The 25,730-nt window shown below is 36.9% G+C and carries 26 protein-coding genes; 24 read left to right on the forward strand and 2 right to left on the reverse strand.

The window, feature by feature from the left end; translation table 11 throughout:
* The first annotated feature begins 3 nt into the window (after window positions 1–3).
* The 23 genes from KTB61_RS01560 to ptsP all read left to right on the forward strand — a co-directional run bounded on the left by KTB61_RS01560 (window position 4) and on the right by ptsP (window position 22,178).
* Window positions 4–543: a cell division protein SepF gene (locus tag KTB61_RS01560; RefSeq protein ID WP_075760515.1), complete on the forward strand. Its 540-nt coding sequence runs from the start codon at window positions 4–6 to the stop codon at window positions 541–543.
* Window positions 544–549: 6 nt separating this feature from the next.
* On the forward strand, window positions 550–1,305 hold the full coding sequence (locus KTB61_RS01565) for a YlmH family RNA-binding protein (protein WP_075759009.1): 756 nt from the start codon (window positions 550–552) through the stop codon (window positions 1,303–1,305).
* 9 nt (window positions 1,306–1,314) lie between these two features.
* Window positions 1,315–1,896, forward strand: coding sequence for a DivIVA domain-containing protein (locus KTB61_RS01570; RefSeq protein WP_075759008.1), 582 nt, complete (start codon window positions 1,315–1,317; stop codon window positions 1,894–1,896).
* The gene (gene aroB / locus KTB61_RS01575; protein WP_216696659.1) at window positions 1,886–2,971 is read left to right on the forward strand and encodes a 3-dehydroquinate synthase; all 1,086 of its coding nucleotides are present in this window, start codon (window positions 1,886–1,888) and stop codon (window positions 2,969–2,971) included. The genes KTB61_RS01570 and aroB overlap by 11 nt, the downstream gene beginning before the upstream one ends.
* A gap of 2 nt (window positions 2,972–2,973) precedes the next feature.
* The gene (gene lspA, locus KTB61_RS01580; protein ID WP_075760513.1) at window positions 2,974–3,477 is read left to right on the forward strand and encodes a signal peptidase II; all 504 of its coding nucleotides are present in this window, start codon (window positions 2,974–2,976) and stop codon (window positions 3,475–3,477) included.
* Entirely contained in the window at window positions 3,467–4,381 is a 915-nt protein-coding gene (locus tag KTB61_RS01585; RefSeq protein ID WP_075759006.1) for an RluA family pseudouridine synthase, read from the forward strand. The genes lspA and KTB61_RS01585 overlap by 11 nt, the downstream gene beginning before the upstream one ends.
* Before the next feature lie 18 nt (window positions 4,382–4,399).
* Window positions 4,400–5,200, forward strand: a complete 801-nt coding sequence (gene proC, locus KTB61_RS01590) for a pyrroline-5-carboxylate reductase (protein ID WP_216696660.1) — start codon at window positions 4,400–4,402, stop codon at window positions 5,198–5,200.
* A gap of 122 nt (window positions 5,201–5,322) precedes the next feature.
* Window positions 5,323–5,589 carry a 30S ribosomal protein S15 gene (gene rpsO / locus KTB61_RS01595; protein WP_216696661.1) on the forward strand — a complete coding sequence of 89 codons (267 nt, stop codon included), beginning with the start codon at window positions 5,323–5,325 and terminating at the stop codon, window positions 5,587–5,589.
* Between the two features lie 198 nt (window positions 5,590–5,787).
* Window positions 5,788–7,878, forward strand: a complete 2,091-nt coding sequence (locus KTB61_RS01600; RefSeq protein WP_216696662.1) for a polyribonucleotide nucleotidyltransferase — start codon at window positions 5,788–5,790, stop codon at window positions 7,876–7,878.
* Between the two features lie 259 nt (window positions 7,879–8,137).
* The gene (locus tag KTB61_RS01605; RefSeq protein WP_216696663.1) at window positions 8,138–8,704 is read left to right on the forward strand and encodes a nucleoside triphosphate pyrophosphatase; all 567 of its coding nucleotides are present in this window, start codon (window positions 8,138–8,140) and stop codon (window positions 8,702–8,704) included.
* Window positions 8,695–10,341 (forward strand): LytS/YhcK type 5TM receptor domain-containing protein, encoded by a 1,647-nt coding sequence (locus KTB61_RS01610; RefSeq protein WP_083638274.1) that lies wholly within the window; start codon window positions 8,695–8,697, stop codon window positions 10,339–10,341. Before KTB61_RS01605 ends, KTB61_RS01610 begins: the two co-directional genes overlap by 10 nt.
* A 19-nt stretch (window positions 10,342–10,360) precedes the next feature.
* Entirely contained in the window at window positions 10,361–11,080 is a 720-nt protein-coding gene (locus tag KTB61_RS01615) for a LytR/AlgR family response regulator transcription factor (RefSeq protein ID WP_216696664.1), read from the forward strand.
* A gap of 153 nt (window positions 11,081–11,233) precedes the next feature.
* Window positions 11,234–12,634, forward strand: coding sequence for a carbon starvation CstA family protein (locus KTB61_RS01620; RefSeq protein ID WP_075759000.1), 1,401 nt, complete (start codon window positions 11,234–11,236; stop codon window positions 12,632–12,634).
* Window positions 12,635–12,725: 91 nt separating this feature from the next.
* Window positions 12,726–13,592, forward strand: coding sequence for a DegV family protein (locus tag KTB61_RS01625; RefSeq protein WP_075758999.1), 867 nt, complete (start codon window positions 12,726–12,728; stop codon window positions 13,590–13,592).
* Between the two features lie 93 nt (window positions 13,593–13,685).
* Window positions 13,686–14,441, forward strand: coding sequence for a threonine/serine exporter family protein (locus KTB61_RS01630; protein WP_075758998.1), 756 nt, complete (start codon window positions 13,686–13,688; stop codon window positions 14,439–14,441).
* A gap of 3 nt (window positions 14,442–14,444) precedes the next feature.
* The gene (locus KTB61_RS01635; protein ID WP_075758997.1) at window positions 14,445–14,903 is read left to right on the forward strand and encodes a threonine/serine exporter family protein; all 459 of its coding nucleotides are present in this window, start codon (window positions 14,445–14,447) and stop codon (window positions 14,901–14,903) included.
* Between the two features lie 22 nt (window positions 14,904–14,925).
* A complete protein-coding gene (locus KTB61_RS01640) occupies window positions 14,926–16,623 on the forward strand; it encodes a S8 family peptidase (RefSeq protein WP_216696665.1) in 1,698 nt (565 codons plus the stop codon).
* Window positions 16,624–16,715: 92 nt separating this feature from the next.
* Window positions 16,716–17,369 carry a tetratricopeptide repeat protein gene (locus KTB61_RS01645; protein WP_216696666.1) on the forward strand — a complete coding sequence of 218 codons (654 nt, stop codon included), beginning with the start codon at window positions 16,716–16,718 and terminating at the stop codon, window positions 17,367–17,369.
* A gap of 16 nt (window positions 17,370–17,385) precedes the next feature.
* On the forward strand, window positions 17,386–18,234 hold the full coding sequence (locus KTB61_RS01650) for a MurR/RpiR family transcriptional regulator (protein WP_075758994.1): 849 nt from the start codon (window positions 17,386–17,388) through the stop codon (window positions 18,232–18,234).
* Complete coding sequence (gene hflX / locus KTB61_RS01655; RefSeq protein WP_216696667.1) at window positions 18,235–19,473, forward strand: GTPase HflX; 1,239 nt, start codon at window positions 18,235–18,237, stop codon at window positions 19,471–19,473.
* A gap of 12 nt (window positions 19,474–19,485) precedes the next feature.
* Complete coding sequence (locus KTB61_RS01660; RefSeq protein WP_075758992.1) at window positions 19,486–20,001, forward strand: CAT RNA binding domain-containing protein; 516 nt, start codon at window positions 19,486–19,488, stop codon at window positions 19,999–20,001.
* Window positions 20,002–20,172: 171 nt separating this feature from the next.
* Window positions 20,173–20,436: an HPr family phosphocarrier protein gene (locus KTB61_RS01665; protein WP_006568975.1), complete on the forward strand. Its 264-nt coding sequence runs from the start codon at window positions 20,173–20,175 to the stop codon at window positions 20,434–20,436.
* 32 nt (window positions 20,437–20,468) lie between these two features.
* Window positions 20,469–22,178 carry a phosphoenolpyruvate--protein phosphotransferase gene (gene ptsP / locus KTB61_RS01670; RefSeq protein WP_075758991.1) on the forward strand — a complete coding sequence of 570 codons (1,710 nt, stop codon included), beginning with the start codon at window positions 20,469–20,471 and terminating at the stop codon, window positions 22,176–22,178.
* Window positions 22,179–22,300: 122 nt separating this feature from the next.
* On the opposite strand, the gene KTB61_RS01675 is transcribed toward ptsP, so the two are convergent.
* Entirely contained in the window at window positions 22,301–22,756 is a 456-nt protein-coding gene (locus KTB61_RS01675) for an Lrp/AsnC family transcriptional regulator (RefSeq protein ID WP_075758990.1), read from the reverse strand.
* A gap of 255 nt (window positions 22,757–23,011) precedes the next feature.
* Between KTB61_RS01675 and KTB61_RS01680 the strand changes: the two genes are divergently transcribed.
* Entirely contained in the window at window positions 23,012–24,427 is a 1,416-nt protein-coding gene (locus KTB61_RS01680; protein WP_216696668.1) for an aspartate ammonia-lyase, read from the forward strand.
* Here KTB61_RS01680 and KTB61_RS01685 read toward each other — a convergent pair.
* Window positions 24,422–25,696 (reverse strand): lyase family protein, encoded by a 1,275-nt coding sequence (locus tag KTB61_RS01685; protein ID WP_216696669.1) that lies wholly within the window; start codon window positions 25,694–25,696, stop codon window positions 24,422–24,424. The two genes, KTB61_RS01680 and KTB61_RS01685, sit on opposite strands and share 6 nt — an antisense overlap.
* Window positions 25,697–25,730 lie beyond the last annotated feature (34 nt).

Consider the following 25,730-nt stretch of genomic DNA (forward strand, 5'->3'; position numbering starts at 1 on the left):
GAAATGAAGGGTACGGTCGACAAATTACTAAATTTTATGAAGCTGACAGAAGATGAAGAGTATGATGAAGAATACGAAGAATATGAAGAAGATGATGAGGAAGAAGTAAGACCAGAGAAATTCTCATTTTTTAAGAAAAAAGAATCTGCAGCTGAAGAACCAGAGGTTGTCAGCCAGCCTGTTGAACCAAACAGAGAAGCAAAAAAACGTAGATTTACCAGTGCAGGAAGCAGTAAGGTGGTTTCGATGAATGGAAGAGGAGTAGAAGTGTATGTTATAAAACCTCAGGATTTTGCAGAGGCACAGACAGCAGCGGATCTTCTGAAAGAAGGAAGAACAGTTGTGATTAATCTGGAAGGCATAGAACTTACTGTTGCTCAGAGAAGTATTGATTTTATTGGTGGAGCAACATATGCAATCAACGGATCTCTTCAGGCTGTTTCCAGTAATATTTTTATTGCTGCACCAGATAGTATTGAAGTTAGTGGTGATTTAAAAAACGAGATTATGAATGAGAATACTATTTCTCCACAATTAAAGTAGGAAGTTATGAAGGAAGAAGAATTATTAAAAAAAAGACTTTCAGAACTTGCAGAAAAGGCATTTTCTCAAAATATATATACGTATACTCATTTCCTAAGTGAATATGAACAGAGTATTTATAAAGAAATGCAGAAGGAATTAGCATTTGTGGACTCTCATCTGGAGGGAGGACATGAGTATTATACCAGAGCTTTTGTAGTATTTGGTTCAGAGGATATGTTTGGATATGAAGGTGAGATTCCTTTGGCATGTGCCAAAGTCTCACCTCTTTTTGATAAATATGCTGAGAATCTGTCTCATCGAGATTATCTTGGTGCCATGATGAATCTTGGAATAGAAAGACATCAGACAGGTGATATTCTGGTAGATGGAAAGACTGCATATGTGTTTTGTTTTCGGCACATAGGTGAATTTCTTGAGGAAAATTTCACGAAAGTGCGACATACGCAGGTAAAAACAGAAATTATTCCCTGGAAGGAAATGGGATTTTTACAAAAATTTATGGAAAAAGAAGGATTTGTTGCATCCATGCGTCTCGATGCATTAATTTCCATGGCATTTGGAATTTCAAGAAAAGTCAGCGAAAGTCTTTACAAAAGTCAAAAAGTATTTTTGAACGGTAAAATACTGCAAAAGGGTGACCAAAAGATAAAACCAGGAGATGTAATATCAGTCAGAGGGTATGGTAAATTTCTGGTAAAGGAATTAGGAAAACAGTCCAAAAAAGGACGGCAGTTTGTAGTATTAAAGATCTTTAAATAGGAGGATAACATGATTACGCCGGTTGAAGTATTAGGGAAAGAAATAAAAAGAGGCTTTGGATATAAAGCAGTTGAAGTGGATGAATTCCTGGAAGAACTTGCCAGAGACTATGAAATCATTTATAAGGAGAACAATGAGCTTAAAGAGAAGGTGGCAGCTTTGACAGAAAACCTCAGTCACTATCGAACTATTGAGGAATCACTAAAAAAAGCACTTGTTCTAGCCGAAGAGACATCAAAGGAAACTATTGAAAATGCTTCTAAAACTGCCAAAATGATGGAGAATGAAGCTATTGCTAAATCAGATGAGATGATTCGTCAGGCTGAAAAAGAGGCAGAACACATCCGTACCAGTGCACAGGAGGATTTTCAGGAGGAAAAAGCTGAATTTCTCCAGCAGATTAATAATTATAAAAAATTGATACATAAACTGGAAAGTGATTACTGCAGTTATAAATCAAGAATACTGCAATTTATCAACGGACAGCTGGATATATTAAATAACCCGGTGTATGAAATGGAGTTTCAGGTAGCTGGAGAACAAGAGAAAGAACAGGATGAGGAATATGTGCAATTTGGAATTGAATCATAAAATAGAAATAAAGAATGAAGGAAAAAAGGCTTATGATATCTATTTGAAAGATTCTTTTGGTGATTTACTGGAAACAATGGATTTTATGGAATTGGAGAATCGTAAAGTTTGCATAGTAACAGAAAGTAATGTGGCTCCAATTTACTTAAAAGAGATGTATCAGAGGATTTCTTCAAAGGCAGCAAAAACGATAACTTTCAGTTTTTCTGCAGGAGAGGCCAACAAACAGTTAAGAACTATTGAATCTTTATATGAACATCTGATTAAACATCATTTTGATAGAAAGGATTTGCTGGTAGCGCTGGGCGGTGGAGTTGTAGGCGATATGACAGGTTTCGCAGCAGCAACGTATTTAAGGGGAATTGAATTTGTACAGATTCCAACTACTTTGCTATCTCAGGTTGATAGCAGTATTGGAGGAAAAACCGGAGTGGACTTTCTTCAGTACAAAAATATGGTTGGTGCGTTTCATCAGCCAAAGCTTGTTTATATTAATACTTCAACGTTAAAATCGCTACCAGAAAGGGAGTATTTTTCTGGTATGGGTGAGGTTATCAAACATGGTCTGATCAAAGACAGCAATTATTATCAATGGATTAAAAATCATGTTGAGGAAATTAAGGCAAGAGATGATGAAATTTTAAAAGAAATGATTTATAGAAGCTGTCTGATCAAAGGCGGAGTGGTGGAACGGGATCCAAAGGAAAAAGGAGAACGTGCACTTTTGAATTTTGGGCATACTTTGGGACATGCTATAGAAAAACTCAAGAATTTCACATGGCTTCATGGGGAATGTGTTGGTGTAGGATGTCAAATGGCTGCTATGATTTCAAAGATAAAAGGGAATATTACCTTACAGGAGATGGAAGATATCGGTCATGTATTTAAAGAGTTTGGCCTTTGGAAATCTATTGATGGATTATTGGCAGAAGATATTATCGCGGCAACAAAATCTGATAAAAAAATGGAAGGAAAACAGATTAAGTTTGTATTGCTGGACAAAATCGGGGAAGCCTATATTGATCGTAGTGTGACAGATGATGAAATGAAAGCAGTGTTAGATAAATGGAATTAAAGATGAAAAAGCATATAAGGATTTTTGGTGCAGTGGCAGGACTGGTGATGATAGACCAGATTTCAAAAATATGGGGATTAAATGAACTGAAAGATAAAAATGCTATTTCTGTGATTCCGGATATTTTTGAATTACGTTATTTGGAAAATCATGGAGCCGCTTTTGGAATTCTTCAAAATCAGCAATGGATATTTGCCATTATTACAATTATGGCACTGGCTGTATTAACCTGGATATATTTTAAATTGCCGGAAAACAGGAGATATTTGCCGTTAAAGGGATGCTATGTATTTTTGACAGCGGGAGCCATAGGGAACTTTATTGATCGTATGATGAATGGATATGTTATTGACTTTTTCTATTTTAAGCTGATTGATTTTCCTATTTTTAATGTGGCAGATATTTATGTGACAATATCTATGGCAGTTTTAATTGTTTTGCTGCTGTTTTACTATAAAGATAATGAACTGGATTTTTTAAGTCGGAAAGGGAAAGATGGAAGATAAGATAGAAATCATCATAGCAGATGAACAGTCAGGTAAAAGGCTGGATCTGGTATTAAGTGAGGAATGTCAGGAGTTTACCAGAAGCTATATTCAGAAGCTGTGTAAAGATAAAAAGGCTTTTGTAAACGAAAAAGTTTCCAAAGGAAATTATAAATGTAAAAAAGGTGATCGGATCAGTCTGATGATTCCAGAACCGGAGGAACTTTCCATAGAGCCAGAAGAGATGGAACTGGATATTGTTTATGAAGATCAGGATGTAATTCTTATAAATAAACCTAAGAACATGGTGGTCCATCCGGCGGCAGGTCATTATACAGGAACTCTTGTAAATGGACTCATGGCTCATTGTAAGGATGGATTATCTGGAATCAATGGAGTCTTAAGACCCGGGATTGTCCACAGGATTGATAAAGATACCACAGGAATTCTTATTGTATGCAAAAATGATATGGCACATAAGAGTATTGCAAAACAGCTGAAAGAACACTCTATAACACGAAAATATCATGCCATTGTATATGACAATATAAAGGAAGATGAAGGAACCATAAATGCTCCCGTTGGAAGAAGTCAAAGAGATAGAAAAAAGATGGCCGTTAATCCTGCTGGAAGACATGCAGTGACCCATTATAAGGTACTTCGTCGTTTAAAAAAAGGGTTCACGTATATTGAATGTCAATTGGAGACGGGAAGGACTCATCAGATTCGTGTCCATATGGCATCCATAAAACATCCTTTGCTGGGAGATGATGTATATGGACCTAAAAAACAAAAATATTCTCTGGAGGGACAATGTCTTCATGCAAAAGTTTTAGGCTTTATACATCCAAGAACGAAGAAATACATGGAATTTGAAGTTCCGTTACCAGATTATTTTAAAGAACTACTTGAAAAACTTGATTAGCAACAGGAGGAAAGCATAATGAAACTTGGATTTATCGGATGTGGAAATATGGCACAGGCCATGATTACAGGAATTTTAAAACAGCAGGTTGTTACAAAAGAAGAATTGATTGCCTCAGGACCTACAGCGTCTAAAATGGAGCGGGTAAAAGAGAAATTTGGTATTATTTCAACAACAGATAATCACAGAGTAGCATTAGAAGCAGATATACTGGTGTTGTCTGTTAAACCTCAAATGTATGAAACTGTGATTAAAGAAATAAAAGAAGATGTAAGAAAAGATCAGATTATTGTAACTATTGCAGCGGGAGTTACAATGAATCAGGTAGAAAGACAGTTTGGTCAGGAAATAAAGATTATTCGTACAATGCCTAATACTCCAGCTCTTGTGGGGGAAGCTATGGTGGGTATGTGTTGCAATGATTATGTGGAAAATGAAGAGTTCGAAAAAGTTCGCAGTTTGTTTGAAAGCTTCGGAAAAGTCGAAGAGGTTACAGAAAACCTGATGGATGCAGTGGTAGGTGTCAGCGGAAGTTCACCTGCATATGTATATATGTTTATCGAGGCTTTGGCAGATGCAGCAGTTATGCAGGGGATTCCGAGAAATAAGGCTTACACATTTGCTGCTCAATCAGTTTTAGGAAGTGCCAAAATGGTTCTTGAGACAGGAGAACATCCAGGAGCTTTAAAAGATGCTGTCTGTTCACCAGCAGGTACTACTATTGAGGCAGTCAGAGTTTTAGAAGAGAAGGGTATGCGTAGTGCTGTGATCGAAGCAGTAAATAGTGCCAGTGAAAAAAGCAAGGAAATGGGGAAATAACTGTTTACAATAAGATACATATATGATATATTATAAAAGTTGTTTGACCGATACTCAGATTTGGGCACTCCAACCCTTTCCTGGTATCTGGCGTCATAGGATAGATTTAAGGAGGAAGAAACATGATTTCAGCAGAAAAGAAAGCAGCTATCGTAGCAGAATACGGTAAAGATGCAAAAGACACAGGTTCACCAGAGGTTCAGGTTGCTATTTTAACAGCAAGAATTCAGGAACTTCAGGAACATTTTGACAAACATCCAAAAGATCATCATTCAAGAAGAGGTCTTTTAAAGATGGTTGGTAAAAGACGTAACTTATTAGCATACTTAAAGAGCAAAGATGTTGAAAGATATCGTTCATTAATCGAAAGATTAGGATTAAGAAAATAATTTTAAAAACAGGCACCTTTCTTCACATAGTGTGAGGAAAGGTGTTTTCTTTTGATAAAAACTATGATATACTTAATAAGTTATTGAGGCGTTTCCCGAGACTACTGAAAAGCCAGTTATCAGAATAGGGCAGCTGTTTTTTCAGTTGTTTCGGCGCCTTATGATAAATAATATATGTTTTTTAAAGGAGACGAAAAGATGACAAAGCAGTTTAGCATGGAGCTGGCAGGTCGTACTTTAATGGTTGAAGTAGGACGTGTTGCAGCACAGGCCAATGGTGCAGCATTTATGCATTATGGGGATACAGTTGTTTTATCTACAGCAACTGCATCTGAGAAACCAAGGGATGGAATTGACTTTTTTCCATTGAGTGTAGAGTATGAAGAAAAATTATATGCTGTAGGAAAGATTCCGGGAGGATATTTAAAGAGAGAAGGAAAACCTTCTGAAAATGCAATTCTTACAGATCGTGTAATCGACCGTCCTATGAGACCGTTATTCCCGAAAGATTATCGTAATGATGTTGCGTTAAATAATCTGGTAATGTCTGTTGATCCTGATTGCAGTCCTGAGCTTACAGCTATGCTTGGATCTGCAATTGCAACAGCTATTTCAGATATTCCGTTTGATGGACCAACAGCTTCAACAATGGTTGGTCTGGTAGATGGTGAGTTTGTAATTAACCCAACAGCAGCGCAGAAAGAAGTTTCTGACATGGCATTAACAGTAGCATCAACAAGAGAAAAAGTTATTATGATCGAAGCTGGAGCCAATGAAGTTCCGGAAGATGTTATGCTGGAAGCCATTTTTAAAGCTCATGAAGTAAATCAGGAGATTATTAAATTTATTGATACCATTGTAGCTGAATGTGGAAAAGAAAAGCATGATTATGAACATCATGTGGTTAATCCTGAAATGTATGATGACATGGTTGCATTTATTACACCAGAAGCAATGGAAGAAGCTGTATTTACAGATGATAAACAGACCAGAGAAGCTAATATTCGTGCAATTGAAGAAAAACTAGAAGAACGTTATGCCGAAAATGAAGAATGGCTAGAGCAGATTGGAGAAGCTGTATATGCATTCCAGAAAAAGACTGTTCGTAAAATGATCTTAAAGGATCAGAAACGTCCGGATGGTCGAGATATTAAACAGATTCGTCCACTACATGCAGAGGTTGATTGTCTGCCACGAGTTCATGGATCTGCAATGTTCCAGCGTGGACAGACTCAGGTTATGACAGTGACAACTTTAGGATCATTATCTGAAGCACAGCGTCTTGATGGAATTGATGTAACAGAGACAGGAAAGAGATATATGCATCATTATAATTTCCCATCATATTCTGTTGGGGAAACACGTCCTAGCAGAGGTCCTGGACGTCGTGAAATTGGACATGGAGCACTGGCAGAGAGAGCGCTGGTACCTGTTCTTCCAACTGAAGAGGAATTTCCTTATGCTATTCGTACAGTTTCTGAGATTATGGAATCAAATGGTTCAACTTCTCAGGGAAGTATTTGCGCATCTTCTTTATCACTGATGGCATCCGGTGTACCGATTAAAGCACCTGTAGCTGGTATTTCTGTTGGTCTTGTAACAGGAGAAACTGATGATGATTATATTATTCTCACAGATATTCAGGGACTGGAAGATTTCTTTGGAGATATGGACTTTAAGGTTGCAGGTACAGATAAGGGTATTACTGCCATTCAGATGGATATTAAAATCCATGGTTTGACAGAGCAGATTATTAGAGAAGCTATTGCAAGAACAAAAGAAGCAAGAACTTATATTCTTCATGAAGTTATGAATCCTGTTATTGGAACAGCAAGAGATCATGTAGGAAAATATGCACCAAAAATTTCTCAGTACACCATTGATCCTGAAAAGATTTCTGAAGTTATTGGAAAACAGGGTAAAACAATCAATGCAATTATTGACGAAACAGGTGTTAAGATTGATATTGATGAAAGCGGAAGAATTGATATTCTCAGTGAAGACCAGGCAATGATTGATAAAGCAATCAGTATTATCAAGTCAATTGTGGAACCATTAAATGTGGGAGATATCTATGAAGGTGAAGTTGTAAGAATCATGCCGTTTGGCGCATTTGTCCAGCTGTCTCCAAATAAAGATGGAATGGTTCATATATCCAAATTATCAAAAGAAAGAGTTGAAAAGGTTGAAGATGTGGTAAATATCGGAGACAAAGTGGCAGTAAAAGTGTTAGAGATTGATAAGATGGGAAGAATTAACCTGAAATTAGAAGAAAAAATTGATGATTAATTATTGAAAGGTAGAAGGAAGGATTTCTTGCAACAGAGAAACCTTCCTTTTTTCATTACATAGGAAATTCCTTTGAATTTCCTATGTAATAAAAAACGCTCCGCGCGGATGTGCAAAGGAAAGCAGTTAAATCTGCTGCGCATCGGCACGCAAAGCGGAGCAAGTCCCTCATGATTGAGGGATACAGGGAGTTGATAGCGGACTTGTCCGCTTTGTTCTAAAATAGAAATTTGTTAATATATGCAGAAGGGAAAAATTTATGGAGAAAATAGTACTGGCATCGGCATCACCACGGAGAAAAGAATTATTTGAGCTGGCAGGGTTATCGTTTGATATTGTGTCCAGTCAGGTGGAAGAGGTGATTACTAAAGAAAAACCATGGGAAGTTGTCATGGAACTGGCATCACAAAAAGCATGGGATGTATGGAAACAAACGGGGGGAAAGCAAATCATTGTAGGAGCCGATACAGTTGTTGCCTATGATGGGAAGATTCTTGGAAAGCCAGAAGATAAAGAGGATGCAGCAAGGATGCTTTCCATGCTTAGTGGAAATACACATCAGGTGTATACAGGAGTATCGGTTATTTACAAGGAAAAGGAATGGAACTTTTATGAAGAAACAAAAGTTCAGTTTTATCCTTTGAACCAGAATGAAATTCAGACATATATTCAGACAGGAGAGCCGATGGATAAAGCAGGAGCTTATGGAATTCAGGGGAAAGCAGCACCGTTTATTAAAAGTATAGAAGGAGATTATTATAATGTAGTAGGTTTTCCGATTGGCCGATTTCTTCAGGAAATGAAGAAGGTGATGGGGTGCAGATAGAGTTATTTAAAAATGTTTTGTGGAATGTCAGTATTATTATAATCTTGGGTTTTTTTCTTGCTAAGACTTCAATCATTCGACATATGATGATTTCCTGGGAAACCGGTTTAAAAGAAAAAATGGAAGTGGCAGTCTTACTTGGAGGAATTGGAATAGTATCTACATATATGGGTGTCAATATACACGGAGCTATTGCAAATACACGTGTGATCGGAGTGATGTCAGCCGGTCTGATCGGAGGACCGGTTACCGGAACTGTGGCTGGTCTGATTGCCGGAATCCACAGATACCTTATAGATGTTGGCGGATTTACGTCTGTTGCCTGTATGGTATCCACCATTATAGGAGGAATGACAGGAGGTCTGTTTTATCATCATTTGAGACGTATAAGATTTTATCACTGCGAAATATTTTTTATTACCGTATTTGAAGAAATACTTCAGATGGTTATTATTCTGCTGTTTACAAAGCCTTTCGCAGATGCACTTTATCTGGTGAAAACGATTTTTGTACCAATGGTGCTTGTTAATTCTACAGGTGTTGTTTTATTTATAACAATGATGGAGTCAGGCTGCAATGAACAGGATCAGGTAAATGCCAGAAGTGTGAAGGATGTATTTCACATTGCACAGTTATGTCTGCCTTATCTGAGAAAAGGCTTATATGATAAAAAGGCATTGGAAAAAGTGTCAGAAATCGTTATATGTAATTCATCAGTATCAGGTGTTGCGATTGCCGATACGTCCAGGATCCTCACAGCATCCGGTATTGCAGTAAAGCTGAATGATGATTATTTGAAAATTCAAAAGTCAGGGCTGGCAAAAGTTTTTCTGCCTCAAAACAATAAAGAAAATCAAAAGTATTTCTGGTTTAGTACACCAATCCAAAAGGAAAATCAGATAGTTGGTACTTTGATTTTATGTAGTGAGAAAATACGATGGAATATAGAGCAAATGAAAGAATTCGCGATGGGTCTTTCCAGTATTTTTTCTACGCAGCTTGAATTATCCCAACTGGAATATGAGCAGAAATTAAGAAAACAAGCTGAGTATGGAGCACTGCAGAGTCAGATTAATCCGCATTTTTTATTTAATTCAATTAATACAATCAGTTCATTTTGCAGAAGGGATCCAGATAAGGCAAGAGAATTACTGATTGCTCTGGCAGAATGTTTCCGGAAGTCATTGAATCACCCGAATGCCATGGTAACTATTGAAGAAGAAATGGATCATGTCCATGCTTATTTGAAACTGGAAAAAGCAAGATTTGGAGATTCACTGGAAATTAATGAAGATATTCAGGAGAATCTGGAGGTAATGATTCCTTCATTTTCACTGCAGCCTATTGTAGAAAATGCTGTGAAGCATGGAGCAAGAAAAAGCAGGGAGGGGACTGGGAAAATATGGATTACAATAAAACGAAAGAAACAAGGGGTGGAAATTGCTGTTTGCGATAATGGACCGGGAATTGAGAAAGAAGTCATACAAAAGCTTTACAAAGGTGACATTGACAGCAGACATGTAGGTATGCAGAACGTATACCATCGTTTATTGAGCATATATGGAAATCAGTGTATATTTCAGATAATTTCTCATGAGACAGGAACAAAAATCAGTATTAAAATATTAAATGATTGAAATGAAGGAGGGAGTATTCATGAGAATATTGATTGTTGATGATGAAGAACCGGCAAGAAGTGAATTGAATTATGAAATAGAAAAAATCCTGCAGGAGGCAGTAATCGAAGAAGCATCCAGTGGCGGTGAAGCTTTACAAATGGCTGTTCAGAAAAAATATGATGTTGTTTTTGTGGATGTTCAGATGAATGATATTGAAGGAACTGTTATAGCCAGGACATTGAAAAAAATTGACTCTGAGGTGCAGATTATCATGGCAACAGCTTACGAAGATTATGCTGTTGAGGCTTTTGATATAGATGTAACAGATTATATTTTGAAACCTTTTGATCCGTCAAGAGTTAAACGTGCACTAGAACGTGCAGAACAAAATATTAAAAGAGAAACAAATTTTCAAGGGGAGGGAAATCACAGGATTGCTGTAATGGCTGATAAGAAAAACATTATAATTGATATTCGGAAAATTATTTACATTGAAACGGAACAGAGAAATTGTCTGATACATACAAAAAGAGAGCAGTACAAGGTATCTCAATCTATAGGATGGTTTGAACAAAAGTTAAGTCCAAAAGGTTTTTTTCGATGCCATAAAGGAATTTTAATTAATTTAAATTATGTAACAGAAATTGTAACATCTTTTCATAATGCAGTTAGCGTAAAAATGGAAGGAATGGGTGATTTGGAAATCCCGGTCAGCAGAAATAAAATCCATGAGTTGAAACAATTATTTTCTGCTTGATTTTTTTACATTTCGTGCACAAAAATTGACAGTTTATACCTCTATATATACAGATAAAACAAATAATATATATAAATTGCACAAAAAGCCGTACAATTAATAACAGAAAAAAGGAACCGTAAAAGGAAGTTTTGAAAGAAGAGGTGAAATATTATGATTACTTTTTTCATTGCATTACTGTTACTGATTGTAGGCTATCTTATCTATGGAAAGATAGTAGAAAAGAACTTTGGACCAGATGATCGGCAGACTCCATCTTTGAGAATACAGGATGGAATTGATTTTGTTCCAATGAAAACATGGCGTTGCTTTCTGATTCAGCTGTTAAATATTGCCGGACTTGGGCCGATTTTTGGCGCACTTCTTGGAGCTGAATGGGGACCTATCGTATATTTCTGGATTGTTTTAGGAACAATTTTTGCTGGTGGTGTGCATGATTATATGACTGGAATGATTTCTACCAGACATGATGGAGCCAGTGTTTCAGAAATTGTTGGAATTTATCTTGGCGGTGGAATGAAAAATGTCATGAGAGTTTTTTCTGTTATCCTTCTTGTTTTAGTAGGAACAGTCTTTGCTACGGGACCTGCAAATCTTCTGGCAATGCTTACACCAAAAACATTTGATGCAAAATTTTGGCTCGTAGTGGTACTTATATATTATTTTCTGGCGACATTACTTCCGATTGATAAAGTAATCGGAAAACTTTATCCGATTTTTGGTATCTGCCTGATTATTATGGCAATAGGCGTTGCTGGAGGGTTAATTGTAAAAGGATATCATTTACCGGAAATGACGCTTGCAAATCTTCATCCGGCACATCAGTCTATATGGCCTTTTATGTTCATAACAGTAGCCTGTGGTGCAATTTCAGGATTTCATGCAACACAATCACCAATGATTGCAAGATGTTATACCAGCGAAAAAGATGGAAGAAAGATATTTTACGGTGCAATGGTTTCTGAAGGTGTCATTGCATTGATCTGGGCAGCAGCAGGTGTAAGTTTTTATAACGGAACAGGAGGTTTGTCTGTAGCTCTTGCAAAATTAACACAAAATGGAGTTGTATATGAAATATGTCATACATTATTAGGGCCTGTTGGTGCCGTACTGGCAATGATCGGTGTTATTGCCTGTCCGATTTCTTCTGGAGATACTGCGTTTAGAAGTGCAAGATTAACATTATCTGATTGGTTTAAGATTGATCAGAAAGCTACAAAACCTAGATTAGCATTAAGTGTTCCTATTTTGGCAGTTGGTGCATTGTTATCACAGATTGATTTTCAGATTGTCTGGAGATATTTTTCATGGAGCAACCAGACGCTGGCAATGATTGCGTTGTGGGCAGCTTCCATGTATTTGGTTAAGAACGGAAAGATGTGGATCATGACGGTTATTCCGGCAACCTTTATGTCAGCAGTAACAGCTACATATATTATGATTGCTCCTGAGGGATTCCATTTATCTTCGAAGATCGGATATCCTGTTGGAATTATTTTTGCAGTTATATGTTTTGGAATTTTTTTATACAAAAAAAATAGAAAGAAATTATAAAAAGCTATGGAAAACCTTTGACGGCATCCCTGAATTTTTGATATGATACAAAATAGGAGAAAATTCCTATTAAAAAGAAAGGGATACAAAAATGGATAAAATAGCAATTGTAACAGATAGCAACAGCGGAATCACACAGCAGCAAGGGAAAGAACTGGGAATATCTGTGCTTCCAATGCCGTTTTATATTGATGAAGAATTATTTTATGAAGATATAACACTTACGCAGGAAGAGTTTTATAAAAAGCTTGCGGAAGATAGGGATATTAAAACTTCACAGCCAGCACCTGGAGATGTTATTGACTTATGGGAAAAGTTGTTGAATGATTATGATAAGATTGTGCATATTCCAATGTCCAGTGGGTTAAGTAGTTCCTGTGAAACAGCAATGATGCTGGCAGAGGATTATGATGGACGGGTTCAGGTAGTAAATAATCAGAGAATTTCCGTTACACAGAGGCAGTCAGTACTGGATGCTGTGAAACTGGCAGAGACAGGAAAATCTGCCGAAGAGATAAAAGATATTCTCGAAAAAGAAAAGTTTGACACGGGAATATATATTGTGGTTGATACCTTAAAGTATTTGAAAAAAGGTGGAAGAATCACACCTGGGGCAGCAGCCATAGGAACTGTTTTAAGTATTAAACCGGTTCTGCAGATCCATGGAGAGAAACTGGATGCTTTTGCTAAGACCCGTGGAGTTAAAATGGCCAAGAAAAAAATGATTGCTGCAATACGAAAAGAACTTGAGAAACGATTTCCAGATGGCAATTTTGCAGAGCATGCCTATTTAGAGGCTGCTTATACCGGTAATAAAGAGATTGCCATGGAATGGGCAAAGGAACTTCAGGAGGAATTCCCAGGAATGGAATTCCATATGGATCCATTGTCATTAAGTGTTGCATGCCATATTGGATATGGAGCACTGGCTGTTGCATGGACACATAAGATTAAATAAAAAATAAGTTAAAAATCCTTATGCATTATAGTATAAGGATTTTTTTTGTGTTAAGATAGCTCCGGATATCAATTTGGTCAAAGGTGAAGAAAGATGAATTTAAATAAAATATTGAATTTTTCCATGGAAATTGGAAAAGAAATGTTAATAGCGGGTGCTGGAGTGTCCAGAGTAGAAGATACCATTGAGCGGATCTGTAAGGCATATGGAGCCTGTGAGACCAACGTATTTTCCATTACTTCCAGTATCGTAACTTCCATTAAAGATGAAAATGGAACTGTCATAACACAGACAAAAAGAATCCGTAATTATCATACAGATTTTACAAAACTGGATCAGCTAAATTCTTTATCACGATATATGTGTCAGGAACTTCCAGAAATCGAAGAAATTGAAAGACGGCTAATAGAGATAAAAAATGGAGAAACAATTGGTTTTAAAAGAGAATTGATTGCCTCGGCAATGATCGCAGGTTTTTTTGCGCTTTTCTTCGGCGGAGGTATACAGGAAGGATTGGTTGCAGCTTTTACAGGAGCTTTCATAAAATCTTTTGAGCAGTATATGAATAAATTTACGATAAATTATATGTTTTTAAGATTTATGTCCTCATTTTTTGTAGCTTTATTAGCATGGACCATCGCCCAGACAGGGGTTGCCAGTGATTTTGGAAAAGTTATCATTGGGAATATTATGTTCCTGGTTCCGGGAGTTGGATTTGTCAATGCTCTTCGAGATATGATAGGAGGAGATATCATGTCCGGAATCTTGCGTGTATGTGAATCTATCATGTTAACGATTTTTCTTGCCGGTGGTTCTTTTACAGCTTTGTTGATATTGGGAGGGATGTAGCAGATGGAAAAAGTAATATTGCAGATTATTGCAAGCTTTGCAGGAAGTGTTGGATTTGCCATGCTCTATAATCTTAGAGGAAAAAAGGTATGGACCTGTGGATTAGGCGGGATGGTATGCTGGATTTGTTATCTGATCATGGAGCAGATAACAAATAGTTTTTTCCTGATGAATATGGCAGCAGCTGTAGTAGCTATATTGTATGCAGAATTGATGGCAAGATTTTTAAAAACACCAGCAACCGTACATTTGATCAGTGCGATCATTCCGTTGGTTCCAGGAGGATATCTGTATTATGCAATGCAATATGCCATTGCAAAAAATGGAGTGATGTTTTATATTTATTCACAAAAAACAATTGTTGCAGCTGCAGCTATTGCCTGTGGTATTATGATGGCATCATCTCTTTGCAGACTTTTCATAGAAATGATTCATTTTTATAAAAATAAAATCATAGAGTAAAGAAAAAGAAAGAAAATGAAATATGGATGAAGATGAAAAACTGGAAAATCAGTTTAATCTGGCTTTGGACCTGAGCCCTGAGGAACGGGAAAAAACAATGGATCTGGATGTTGGTTATAATATGCAGGATAATGTATGGGAAGTAATTTTTCAGTATACAGGAAATCTCCAGGATATAAAGAGGGGACAGGGAATAAAAATAGAACCGTTAAGCAACGGATATGCTATTGGTTTTGTGCCGGAAGAGCAATTACAGGCTTTTGCTTCACTTCCTCAGATTGTATATGTGGAAAAGCCAAAAGCATTGCTGCTTTCACAGGAAAGAGGAATTGCAGCTTCTTGTCTTTTGCCTGTGAAAAGAGCACCATTATCTCTGACAGGAAGAGGGGTATATGTGGCGGTAATTGATACAGGAATTGATATATTTCATCCGGATTTTATAGACTCTGAGGGGAATACAAGGATTGCTGCTTTGTGGGACCAGACAATTCCAGGTAATCCTCCGGAGCCTTTTTCGTCAGGAACAATAGTTGAAAAAGAACAGATTAACCGAATTCTTCGTGGAACAGAACAGTGGAAAGTGATACCCGGAAATGATCCAGGAGGACACGGTACTCATGTGGCATCTATTTGTGCAGGGAATCAGGGCGTTGCTTCTTCATCAGAGCTTCTTGTTGTAAAACTTGGAAATTTAAATGAACGTGGATTTCCGAGGACATCTCAGCTGATGATGGCATTGGAATTTGTTATAGATTATGCTCAGAAGAGAGGAGTACCCGTTGCGGTCAATATTAGTTATGGAAACAATTATGGAGATCATAGAGGGGGATCTTTACTGGAAACATTTATAACGCAGATTTCGGGGAAATGGAAGAATACCATTTGTATTGGTACTGGAAATGAAGGAGATACCGGAAGACATAAAAGGGGAAAGCTAAGAAAAAGCTCAGAGGAAATCGTATTTAATATTGCTCCGTATGAACAAAATATGAATCTGCAGTTATGGAAACATTTTGTGGATGATTTTTCGATAGTTCTTATGTCGCCATCGGGAACTGTTCATCAGATACAGAGACAGAACGGGAAAATGAGTTATGACTTTGGAAGTACACTGGTATATGTTTTTTACGGGACACCAACGCCTTATAACCAATGGCAGGAAATTTTTTTTGCTTTTGTGCCAAAAACACAGGCAATGGAAAGCGGGCAATGGAAAATTCTTTTGTCACCGGAAAGACTGGTCAATGGAAGATATTATTTCTGGCTTCCTGTTTCCAGCGGGACTAATGCAGCAACAAGATTTTTGGAACCAAGTACGACTATGACGTTAACGATTCCATCAACAGCAGATAAAATCATTGCGGTGGGGGCCTATAATGTACAGTATGACTCCTATGCAGTCTTTTCTGGAAGAGGTGATGAGGAACTATGTGTAGAAAAACCTGATCTTGTGGCACCTGGGGTTGGAATCCTAGGAGCATCTCCTGGAGGTGGAGATACATTAATGTCCGGAACTTCCATGGCGACACCATTTGTAACAGGCTCTGCAGCTCTTTTGATGGAATGGGGTATTGTGAAAGGAAATGATTTATATTTGTATGGAGAAAAGGTAAAAGCATATTTTCATAGAGGAGCAAGAGCAATGAGAGGTTTTTCGGTATATCCCAATTCACAGGTGGGTTATGGGGCACTTTGTGTGGAGAAGAGTCTTCCAATCTAATTGCATTTGAAAAATGCAATTAAAAAAGTTCTTTTTTTGTGCTATACTTATCTACAAATGTTATAAGATATACAAAAAGCGGGAGAGTAATTATGAATAGTAAAATAAAAGGATTAATAATTGCAGGGATAATTTTTCTTTTGATTTTAACAGGTTTCTGTGGGTATGGATATATTTCACAGAAAATAACGGCAAATCAGGGAATTGAGCATTTAAACAAAAAAGAATACCAAAAAGCCTATGAAAAATTTTATCAGGCCTCAGAAAAATTTACATTATTATGGACAAAACAAAAAACCGATGTTTTATTTTATAAGGGAGAAGCATTGTATCAGCTGGAACGATATGATGATGCGGTTAAAGTTTATGATAAATTGATAAAAAAAGGGGAAAGCCGTGCCTATTCTTTTAAAGCATTTTGTTATGTAGGAAAAGGTCAGGAAGAGAAGGCAAAACAGATTTGTGATGAAGGTATCAAAGAGATACCTGACGCAGGAGATATTTACTGTACTAAGTATGCAATTTATGCAAAGCAGAAGAAATATAAAGAAGGATTAAATGTTCTTGAGACGGCATTGAAACAGGTTAATCTTAAAAATGAAGACGAAGTTATGTTTACACGAATCAGTGCATATGAATCTATGTTTCAGTATGATACAGCATATAAATATGCAAAAGAATATGTAAAGAAATATCCTAAAGATACTAGAGGAAAAAAAGAGCTGACTTTTCTTGAAACAAGATAAACCTATGGAGGGAAATATGCAAACAAAAATATCTGTTAGAGATCAAATCTTTTCTACATATGATAGTTTATATGATGCAGAAAAGAAGGTCGCAGATTATCTGATCAATCATCCATCAGAAGCAATAGAAATGTCGGTGTCTGAACTGGCAGCATGCTGTGAGGCCAGTCAGGCTACGATCGTACGTTTTTGTAAGAAAATCGGATGTAAGGGATTTCATCAGCTAAAAATAAAAATGGCGGGGGAACAAAGACAGCAGGAAGATCAGGTAATCTCCAATGAAATCAATTTAAATGATATGGAACAATCCATACAGAATATTCTGGGGAGTAAGATAGAAGAACTTAATGCTACGTTTCATAATTTTGATCCGCAGGAATTAAGAGAAATTATAGACATTATTTTACATGCAAATATGATAGAATTTGCTGCGATGGGAAATACTGTTCCTATTGCACTGGATGGGACTTATAAATTCAATCAGCTTGGCCTTAAAGCTGTAACTTCGACTATATGGGAAACTCAGGAGGCTTTTGCAAGGACCTTGCAGGAAGGAGATGTTTTGTTTGCTCTTTCGGCATCTGGAGCATCCAGAAGACTGATGAAAATTGTAAATATTGCTAAGGAAAATAACGTAAAGACTATTGGTATAACCAACCAGGGAAAATCCCCTTTGGCAGAAGAATGCGATTATACGATTCTCACAGCAACAAGAGAACATATTTTTTATGATCAGGTAAGCTTTACCAGAATGGCAGCCATGGCAGTTATAGATAGCTTGTTTTTATTTTTGTTTTCAACAAAATGTGATTCTTTTAAGAATGTAGCACTACATGAAGAGTCAGTGGCAGAGGATAAATTATAGATGGAAGAAATTATAAAAGAGTTTAAAGAAAAAGTTATATTAGTAGCGGTTGCAACTGAAGATGTTCACGATACGGAAGAATCGCTGGATGAACTGGCGGAATTGGTAAAGACGGCAGGGGCAGAAGTTGCAGCTAGAGTAATTCAGATAAGAGAAACTCCTCACCCCGGGACGTATATTGGAAAAGGGAAAGTGGATGAGGTTCAGGCATTACTGTTTGGAACAGATGCTACAGGAATTGTATGTGATGATGAGCTTTCACCGGCACAGATTAGTAATCTGGAAAGATTTTTGGATACAAAAGTCATGGATCGTACCTTGGTAATACTTGATATTTTTGCTAAAAGAGCATTTACCAGAGAAGGGAAGATTCAGGTAGAGCTGGCTCAGCTAAAATATAGAGCTTCCAAGCTTACAGGGCAGGGAACAGCGTTGTCAAGATTAGGTGGCGGAATTGGAACCAGAGGTCCGGGAGAAAAGAAACTGGAAATGGATCGTCGTCTGATTCGGACCAGGATTTCTCATTTAAAAGCTGAATTAAGGGCTGTTGTAAAACATCGCGAGGTCCAAAGGAAACAAAGACAGAGAAATCATATGCCGGTTGTGTGTATTGTTGGATATACCAATGCTGGAAAATCCACATTGCTCAATTATTATACAGATGCAGGTGTCCTGGAAGAAAATCAGCTATTTGCCACTTTGGATCCTACAACAAAAAATGTTTTACTGGATAGTGGACAGACAATTTTAATGACGGATACTGTTGGTTTTATCAGAAAGCTTCCACATCATCTGGTAGACGCCTTTAAAAGTACGTTGGAGGAAGCAAAATACAGTAATCTGATCGTACATGTTGTAGATGCTTCCAATTCGCAGAAGGACAAACAGATGGAAGCAGTATATGAAACATTGGAGCAGCTGGGAGCAAAAGATTCAACTGTAATTACGGCGTTTAACAAGATGGATTTGGTAGAAGAGGATGAGATCCTCAAAGATCCGATGGCGGAAGCCGTTGTAAAAATTTCTGGAAAAACAGGGGAAGGTACAGATATTCTTTTGGATGTTATTGAACAGATGCTGCAAAAGCAGAAATTGTATCTGGAAAAACTTTATGAATATAACGAAGCAGGGAAAATACAGATCATTCGAAATCATGGACAGTTGATAAAAGAAGAATACAGGGATGATGGAATTTATATTGAAGCCTATATTCCAAAAGAGATTCTTGGTGTTATTTAGGAGGATGAGTAAATGATAATTCAAAAGGTGATTAATAATAATGTGGTCAGCACTTTTGATACAAATAATAGAGAAGTAATCCTGATGGGAAAGGGAATAGGATTCCGAAAAAAAGCAGGAGATGAGCTGGATAAAAATAAGATTGAAAAAATATTTACTCTTGATCAGAGAGCAAATTCCCCATTTGTACAGGAGGTAATGGCGATTATTCAGGAATTTTATGAGATTCCGTTAAACCCGGAAAACCCTTCTTATCAGAGATTTGCAACTCATCTTGAGTATCTGGAATCAGGGATTCGGTCACAAAATTACGTGGTCGAAGAGGATGAAGAAGATGATGTGGAATTTTATGAAAGAAATCAGAAAAAATATCCGGAAGCCTATGTATGCAGTCAGAAAATCGTAGAGCATATTGAAGGACATTATCAGTGTAAGTTGTCAGCAGATGAGAAAATGTATCTAATTATTTATGTGAAAAGATTAATTCTGGAAATAGATCAGAAAGGACGAAATTTTATTGACTTATAACCATAGATTTGGTATTATTTATGTATTGAGATTGGATTGTGACTGGTAAGGCAGGCAAGACCTATTTAATAAGTGTTTTACATTTGTTAATAGGTCTTTTTTTGTGCTTTTTCATGTATACAATCTAAACACAAGATACATTATATTTTAAAGTAGAGAAGGAGAAGAATTATGGTATCAAAGAAATTTGTCATCGAAAATGAACAGGGATTACACATGAGACCAGCAGGAGTTCTTGCTAAAGCAGTTACTAAATTTGAATCTGATGTAACAATTGTATTCGAAGATAAGAAAATCAACGCAAAAAGCTTACTGAACATTATTGGTGCTTGTATCAAATGTGGTTCTGAAATCGAATTAGTATGTGAAGGTCCTGATGAAGAAGCAGCTCTTGCACATGCAACAGAATTAATCGAATCTGGATTAGGTGAATAAGAACAAATATTTGATAAAGGACAGGTGGCAATATGTATAAAGGTATAGGCGCATCTGCAGGAATCGGTATTGGTAAAGTCGTTGTAATCAAAGAACAGGAACTGGATTACAAAAAAGTTACTATTGAAGATACTGAAGCAGAAAAGAAACGTTTAAGTGATGCTATTGAAGTATTCATTGAAAAAACAACTGCATTAGTTGAAACAATGAAAGTCACAGCAGGTGAACAGGAAGCTGAGATTTTAGAAGGCCACATTCTGATGATTCAGGACCCAGCAATCGCAGAGCAGATTGAAGCCAAGATTGATGGCGAAAAAATCAATGCAGAAGCTGCAGTAGAAGAAGCATGTGATTTCTTTGCACAGATTTTTGCAATGGCAGAAGATGAATTAACACAGCAGAGAGCTTCTGACTTGGGAGATATCAAGACAAGATTGATCAAGATCTTACTTGGTATTGAAGAAGTTGATATCAGTGCAGTTCCAGCAGGAACAATTCTGGTAGCAGAAGATTTAACTCCATCTATGACAGCAGGAATTAAACCTGAAAATGTAGAAGGTGTTTTAACAGAAATTGGTGGTAAAACATCTCACTCTGCTATTATCTGCAGATCTATGGAAATTCCAGCGGTTCTTAGTATTGAAAATATTACAACTATCGTTAAAGACGGTGACGAAGTTGTATTAGATGGTGCTACTGGTGATGCATATGTAAAACCAGAAGCTTCTGTTGTAGAAGAATATAAGGCTAAGAAAGCAAAATATTTAGAAGAAAAAGCAGCTTTAGCTAAATTTGTTGGTCAGAAATCTCAGACTGCAGACGGACATGTTGTGGAACTGGTTGCAAATATTGGTGGACCAGAAGAAGCACCTGGTGTTTTAGAACGCGACGGAGAAGGTGTTGGTCTGTTTAGAACAGAATTCTTATTTATGGAAAGTAATGATGTTCCATCTGAAGAATCTCAGTTTGAAGCATACAAAAAAGTTGCAACAACTCTGGAAGGAAAACCAGTTATCATCCGTACATTAGATATTGGTGGAGACAAAGCTCTTCCATATCTTGGACTCCCAACTGAAGAGAATCCTTTCTTAGGATTCAGAGCAGTACGTTTCTGCTTAAAGAGACCGGATATCTATAAACCACAATTAAGAGCGCTGCTTCGTGCAAGTGCATTTGGTAAGATTCGTATCATGGTACCATTGGTAACATGTGTTGATGAGCTTCGTGCTGTAAAAGCTCTGATTGAAGAAATCAAAGCTGATTTGGATGCAGAAGGAATTGCATATGACAAAGACATTGAAGTCGGAGTTATGATGGAAACTGCTGCTGCAAGTTTAATTGCAGATATTCTTGCAAAAGAAGCAGATTTCTTCAGTATCGGAACTAATGACTTGACAGGTTATACAATGGCAGCTGACAGAGGTAATCCTGATGTTGCTTATCTGTACTCTGCATATAATCCAGCAGTTCTTCGTTCTATTAAGAACATTATTGGAGCTGCTAACAAAGAAGGAATTATGGCAGGTATGTGTGGAGAAGCAGCAAGTGATCCATTATTAGTTCCAGTATTACTGGCATTTGGATTAAATGAATTCTCTGTAAGTGCTACAGCAATTCTTGCAACAAGAAAAGTTATGTCTTTATGGACAATGGACGAATGTAAAGCATTAGCTGAAGAAGTAATGCAGTTAGATACAGAAGCTGAAGTTAAGGCATTATTAGAGGAAAGAGCAAGAAGCTAATATTAATTCTTCAAACAAAATGAAAAATATCTCCAGACATATTATATGGCTGGAGATATTTTTTGTTACTAAAGATCTTGTTACACTAAAATGTAACAAGTACTTTTTGAGCGAGTCTTGAATTATTCAGATTTATTTTTATATTTTCTAGAAGATACTCCCCGATTTTCTACAATGGTTGAAAATACAATGAATGTGTTGGTTTTACCGAAATGCTGAAGTTCGCCAATGAACAGATCAAGTTCCATGGTACTTGGAAAGGCTACTTTTATTAATACAGAATAGTTGCCGGTTACACAGTCGCATTCTAAAACGTTTGGATGTGCATCCAGATATGGATAAACTTCTGGTTTCTGTGAAGGGCTGATTTCCAAGTTTACATAAGCTTTGATATGATAGCCTAGTTTTAGAGGATTCACAATGGCTTGATATCCTGTCAAGATGCCATCTTTCTCCAGACGTTCAATTCTGGATGAAACAGCAGGAGAAGTTAGAAATACTTCTGAGGCAATAGCTTTTATAGGGGTTCGTGCATCCTTTTGAAGAATGCTGATGATTTTTCTGTCGATAGCGTCCATACGATGTCTCCTTTGCAAGTAAATAAAAAATAAAGTCTTTTAAAGTATAATACAGTTTTTGGCTGATTTCAAATATCTTTCCTTAATTATTTTAAGTGTATACAAAATTTGTTTCAAATTATTAAGTGAATGTTATGAATTCAATTAAAATTATAATTCATGAGGAAAAAGTATTTACGGAAAAATTTTTCGATGATATGCTCGTTTACATGAAATGAAGACATAAACACAGTATACAGAAAAGAGGATATGATGATGTTAACGAGAATGGAAAGTGATTCAATTGGAACTTTAAATGTACCTAAAGAAGCATATTATGGTGTACAAAGTATGCGGGCAGCAGAAAATTTTCAAATCACTCACCAGCCTATGCATCCGGTTTTTATTGATTGTATTGTAAATATAAAAAAAGCAGCAGCAATTACCAACAGAAAAGCTGGAAAATTATCGGTTGAAATTGAAACAGCCATCGTGACCGCGTGTGATGAAATTTTAAAGGGAATGTTTCGGGATCAGTTTATTGTTGACGCAATTCAGGGAGGTGCAGGAACATCAGCAAATATGAATGTGAATGAAGTTATAGCCAACAGAGCAATTGAACTTTTGGGAGGAGAAAAGGGCGACTACAGCATTGTGCATCCAAATGATCATGTAAATATGTCTCAGTCAACTAATGATGTTATACCAACAGCGGGAAAGTTAACAATTCTGAAGATTTTGCCAGGGACCATCGACTGGCTGCGAAGACTTAAAGATATATTATTGATAAAAGCGACAGAGTTTGATGATGTTGTAAAAATGGGCAGGACACAGCTTCAAGATGCTGTACCAATGAAACTCGGACAGAGTTTTCATGCATATGCGTCTGTTGTGGAAAGAGATATCCATCGATTGGAATCAGCTATGGAAGAAATGAAAACAGTGAATCTGGGAGGTACAGCTATAGGAACGGCGATTAATGTTGATTCATACTACTTATCCAATATTATCTATCAGTTAAATGTCATAACTGGAATGACATTGAGACAGTCAGAGGACCTCGTTGATGCAACCCAGAATTTGGATGGTTTTGTCACTGTCTCCAATGCATTAAAAACATGTGCAGTAAATTTATCAAAAATAGCCAATGATCTAAGACTATTGTCTTCCGGACCCAAGACAGGAATTGCAGAAATTCAGCTTCCGGCAAGACAGAATGGCTCATCTATTATGCCGGGAAAAGTAAATCCGGTCATACCGGAAGTGGTATCTCAGGTTGCATATCTGATAATTGGCCATGATTGTACAATTACAATGGCAGCAGAAGCCGGACAGCTGGAATTAAATGCTTTTGAGCCTGTACTTTTTTATCATTTATTTGAATCTGTAGATACTCTTGGAGAAGCAGTAAAAACTTTTGTGGAACATTGTATTGTGGGAATTACAGCAAATAAGAAACAGTGTAGAAAGTATGTTGAAGCAAGTGTAGGAATTTCTACTGCCCTTTGTCCGTATATTGGTTATAAAAAGGCAGCAGAAATTGCTAAGAAATCATTAAAAACTAATAAAACAGTTTCAGAACTGGTTTTAGAAAGTGGTTTAATAGAAAAAAACCAATTGATTCAGATTTTGAAGCCGGAAAATATGACGGAACCAAAATATGAAAATAATAGAATAAGAGCGGTTTCATAAATTTAAAAGATTCTCTTGTTGTTTAGGTGTCAGGTACTTTTTTAATAATGTATGCATTTTTTCCAGATCTCCATCACATTCGATGGAGATTTTTTCTGCCAGATCGTAACCAATGACAGGTACAAGCTGAGTGAGGGCAGACGTAACAGAATGAAGATGTTTTTCGCATCCTTTTTCACTGGCTGTAAGAGGGACAATACATTTTTCACAAAAAAGTGAGACGCCATTTGTGAGAAGTTCCAGGCTGGTTAACAAATTGTCAGCAATTAGAGGTAAAAAGGCATTTAATTCGAATTGTCCATTTGCTGCAGCAATAGAAATGGCAGAGTCATTTGCCATAACCTGAATTGCCACCTGACTGATCATTTCAGGAAGAACAGGATTTACTTTTCCTGGCATGATGGTGGAACCTTTTTGTAACGGTTTTAAATGGATTTCACCATATGGAGAGGAATTCATAAGACGAAGATCATTACTGATCTTCATAAGATTCACTGCAAGACCTTTTAGCAAACCGGATACTTCTACAAAAACGTCCTGATTTTGAGTTAAATCCATAGGATATTCTGCTCTGGATAAACCTATGCCTGTTATGTCTCTCAGATGCTCAATGACTCTGAATGTGTATTTTCGGTTGGCGTTGCTGCCTGTTCCTACAGCGGTTCCACCTAAATTTACCTGGCGGAGACGTTCTTCAACTTTATATATGCGCCATCGGTCTCTGGAAATAGCCTGGGCATAACATCCGAATTCATTCCCTAAGGTTATAGGAAGAGCATCTTGTAGCTGAGTTCTCCCCATTTTTTTTATGGAATCAAACATATTTTCTTTCTGCTGTAAACTTTCCTGAAGTTTTGAAACTTCTTTGCTTAGTTTACGAATCCATTGGATGGAGGCAATTCGTAACGCAGTTGGATAGATATCATTGGTAGACTGGAAACGATTGACATCATCTAGAGGATCAATTGTTATTATATGACCTGATAACTCCATCGCATGTTCTGCAAGAACTTCATTAACATTCATATGAGTTGATGTGCCGGCTCCACCTTGCAGAGGGTGAGTGATAAATGGCGACATATCATTCTTTGATAAAATATTCTGACAGGCACTGAGAATATAATCTGCTTTCTGGCTATCCATTAATTGGAGTTCTTTCATAGTATGTACTGCAGCGGATTTTACTGTTATGATAGCCTGAATCAAAGAAGGATGCACTGTACGGTCGTTTAATTTAAAGTTTTCATAGGCTTTTTGTGTTTCATTCATGTAAGTAACCTCCTTTGGATGATATTATACAGAC

Origin of the sequence: Anaerostipes faecalis, assembly GCF_018982945.1 — a bacterium.
In the GTDB taxonomy this organism is placed as follows: Bacteria; Bacillota; Clostridia; order Lachnospirales; family Lachnospiraceae; genus Anaerostipes; species Anaerostipes faecalis.

What these genes read in the sequence shown, in the direction of transcription:
- KTB61_RS01560 (WP_075760515.1), top strand. Translation starts at nt 4, where the DNA reads ATGAAGGGTACGGTCGACAAATTACTAAATTTTATGAAGCTGACAGAA.
- KTB61_RS01565 (WP_075759009.1), top strand. Translation starts at nt 550, where the DNA reads ATGAAGGAAGAAGAATTATTAAAAAAAAGACTTTCAGAACTTGCAGAA.
- KTB61_RS01570 (WP_075759008.1), top strand. Translation starts at nt 1,315, where the DNA reads ATGATTACGCCGGTTGAAGTATTAGGGAAAGAAATAAAAAGAGGCTTT.
- lspA (WP_075760513.1), top strand. Translation starts at nt 2,974, where the DNA reads ATGAAAAAGCATATAAGGATTTTTGGTGCAGTGGCAGGACTGGTGATG.
- KTB61_RS01585 (WP_075759006.1), top strand. Translation starts at nt 3,467, where the DNA reads ATGGAAGATAAGATAGAAATCATCATAGCAGATGAACAGTCAGGTAAA.
- proC (WP_216696660.1), top strand. Translation starts at nt 4,400, where the DNA reads ATGAAACTTGGATTTATCGGATGTGGAAATATGGCACAGGCCATGATT.
- rpsO (WP_216696661.1), top strand. Translation starts at nt 5,323, where the DNA reads ATGATTTCAGCAGAAAAGAAAGCAGCTATCGTAGCAGAATACGGTAAA.
- KTB61_RS01600 (WP_216696662.1), top strand. Translation starts at nt 5,788, where the DNA reads ATGACAAAGCAGTTTAGCATGGAGCTGGCAGGTCGTACTTTAATGGTT.
- KTB61_RS01605 (WP_216696663.1), top strand. Translation starts at nt 8,138, where the DNA reads ATGGAGAAAATAGTACTGGCATCGGCATCACCACGGAGAAAAGAATTA.
- KTB61_RS01615 (WP_216696664.1), top strand. Translation starts at nt 10,361, where the DNA reads ATGAGAATATTGATTGTTGATGATGAAGAACCGGCAAGAAGTGAATTG.
- KTB61_RS01620 (WP_075759000.1), top strand. Translation starts at nt 11,234, where the DNA reads ATGATTACTTTTTTCATTGCATTACTGTTACTGATTGTAGGCTATCTT.
- KTB61_RS01625 (WP_075758999.1), top strand. Translation starts at nt 12,726, where the DNA reads ATGGATAAAATAGCAATTGTAACAGATAGCAACAGCGGAATCACACAG.
- KTB61_RS01630 (WP_075758998.1), top strand. Translation starts at nt 13,686, where the DNA reads ATGAATTTAAATAAAATATTGAATTTTTCCATGGAAATTGGAAAAGAA.
- KTB61_RS01635 (WP_075758997.1), top strand. Translation starts at nt 14,445, where the DNA reads ATGGAAAAAGTAATATTGCAGATTATTGCAAGCTTTGCAGGAAGTGTT.
- KTB61_RS01640 (WP_216696665.1), top strand. Translation starts at nt 14,926, where the DNA reads ATGGATGAAGATGAAAAACTGGAAAATCAGTTTAATCTGGCTTTGGAC.
- KTB61_RS01645 (WP_216696666.1), top strand. Translation starts at nt 16,716, where the DNA reads ATGAATAGTAAAATAAAAGGATTAATAATTGCAGGGATAATTTTTCTT.
- KTB61_RS01650 (WP_075758994.1), top strand. Translation starts at nt 17,386, where the DNA reads ATGCAAACAAAAATATCTGTTAGAGATCAAATCTTTTCTACATATGAT.
- hflX (WP_216696667.1), top strand. Translation starts at nt 18,235, where the DNA reads ATGGAAGAAATTATAAAAGAGTTTAAAGAAAAAGTTATATTAGTAGCG.
- KTB61_RS01660 (WP_075758992.1), top strand. Translation starts at nt 19,486, where the DNA reads ATGATAATTCAAAAGGTGATTAATAATAATGTGGTCAGCACTTTTGAT.
- KTB61_RS01665 (WP_006568975.1), top strand. Translation starts at nt 20,173, where the DNA reads ATGGTATCAAAGAAATTTGTCATCGAAAATGAACAGGGATTACACATG.
- ptsP (WP_075758991.1), top strand. Translation starts at nt 20,469, where the DNA reads ATGTATAAAGGTATAGGCGCATCTGCAGGAATCGGTATTGGTAAAGTC.
- KTB61_RS01675 (WP_075758990.1), bottom strand. Translation starts at nt 22,756, where the DNA reads ATGGACGCTATCGACAGAAAAATCATCAGCATTCTTCAAAAGGATGCA.
- KTB61_RS01680 (WP_216696668.1), top strand. Translation starts at nt 23,012, where the DNA reads ATGTTAACGAGAATGGAAAGTGATTCAATTGGAACTTTAAATGTACCT.
- KTB61_RS01685 (WP_216696669.1), bottom strand. Translation starts at nt 25,696, where the DNA reads ATGAATGAAACACAAAAAGCCTATGAAAACTTTAAATTAAACGACCGT.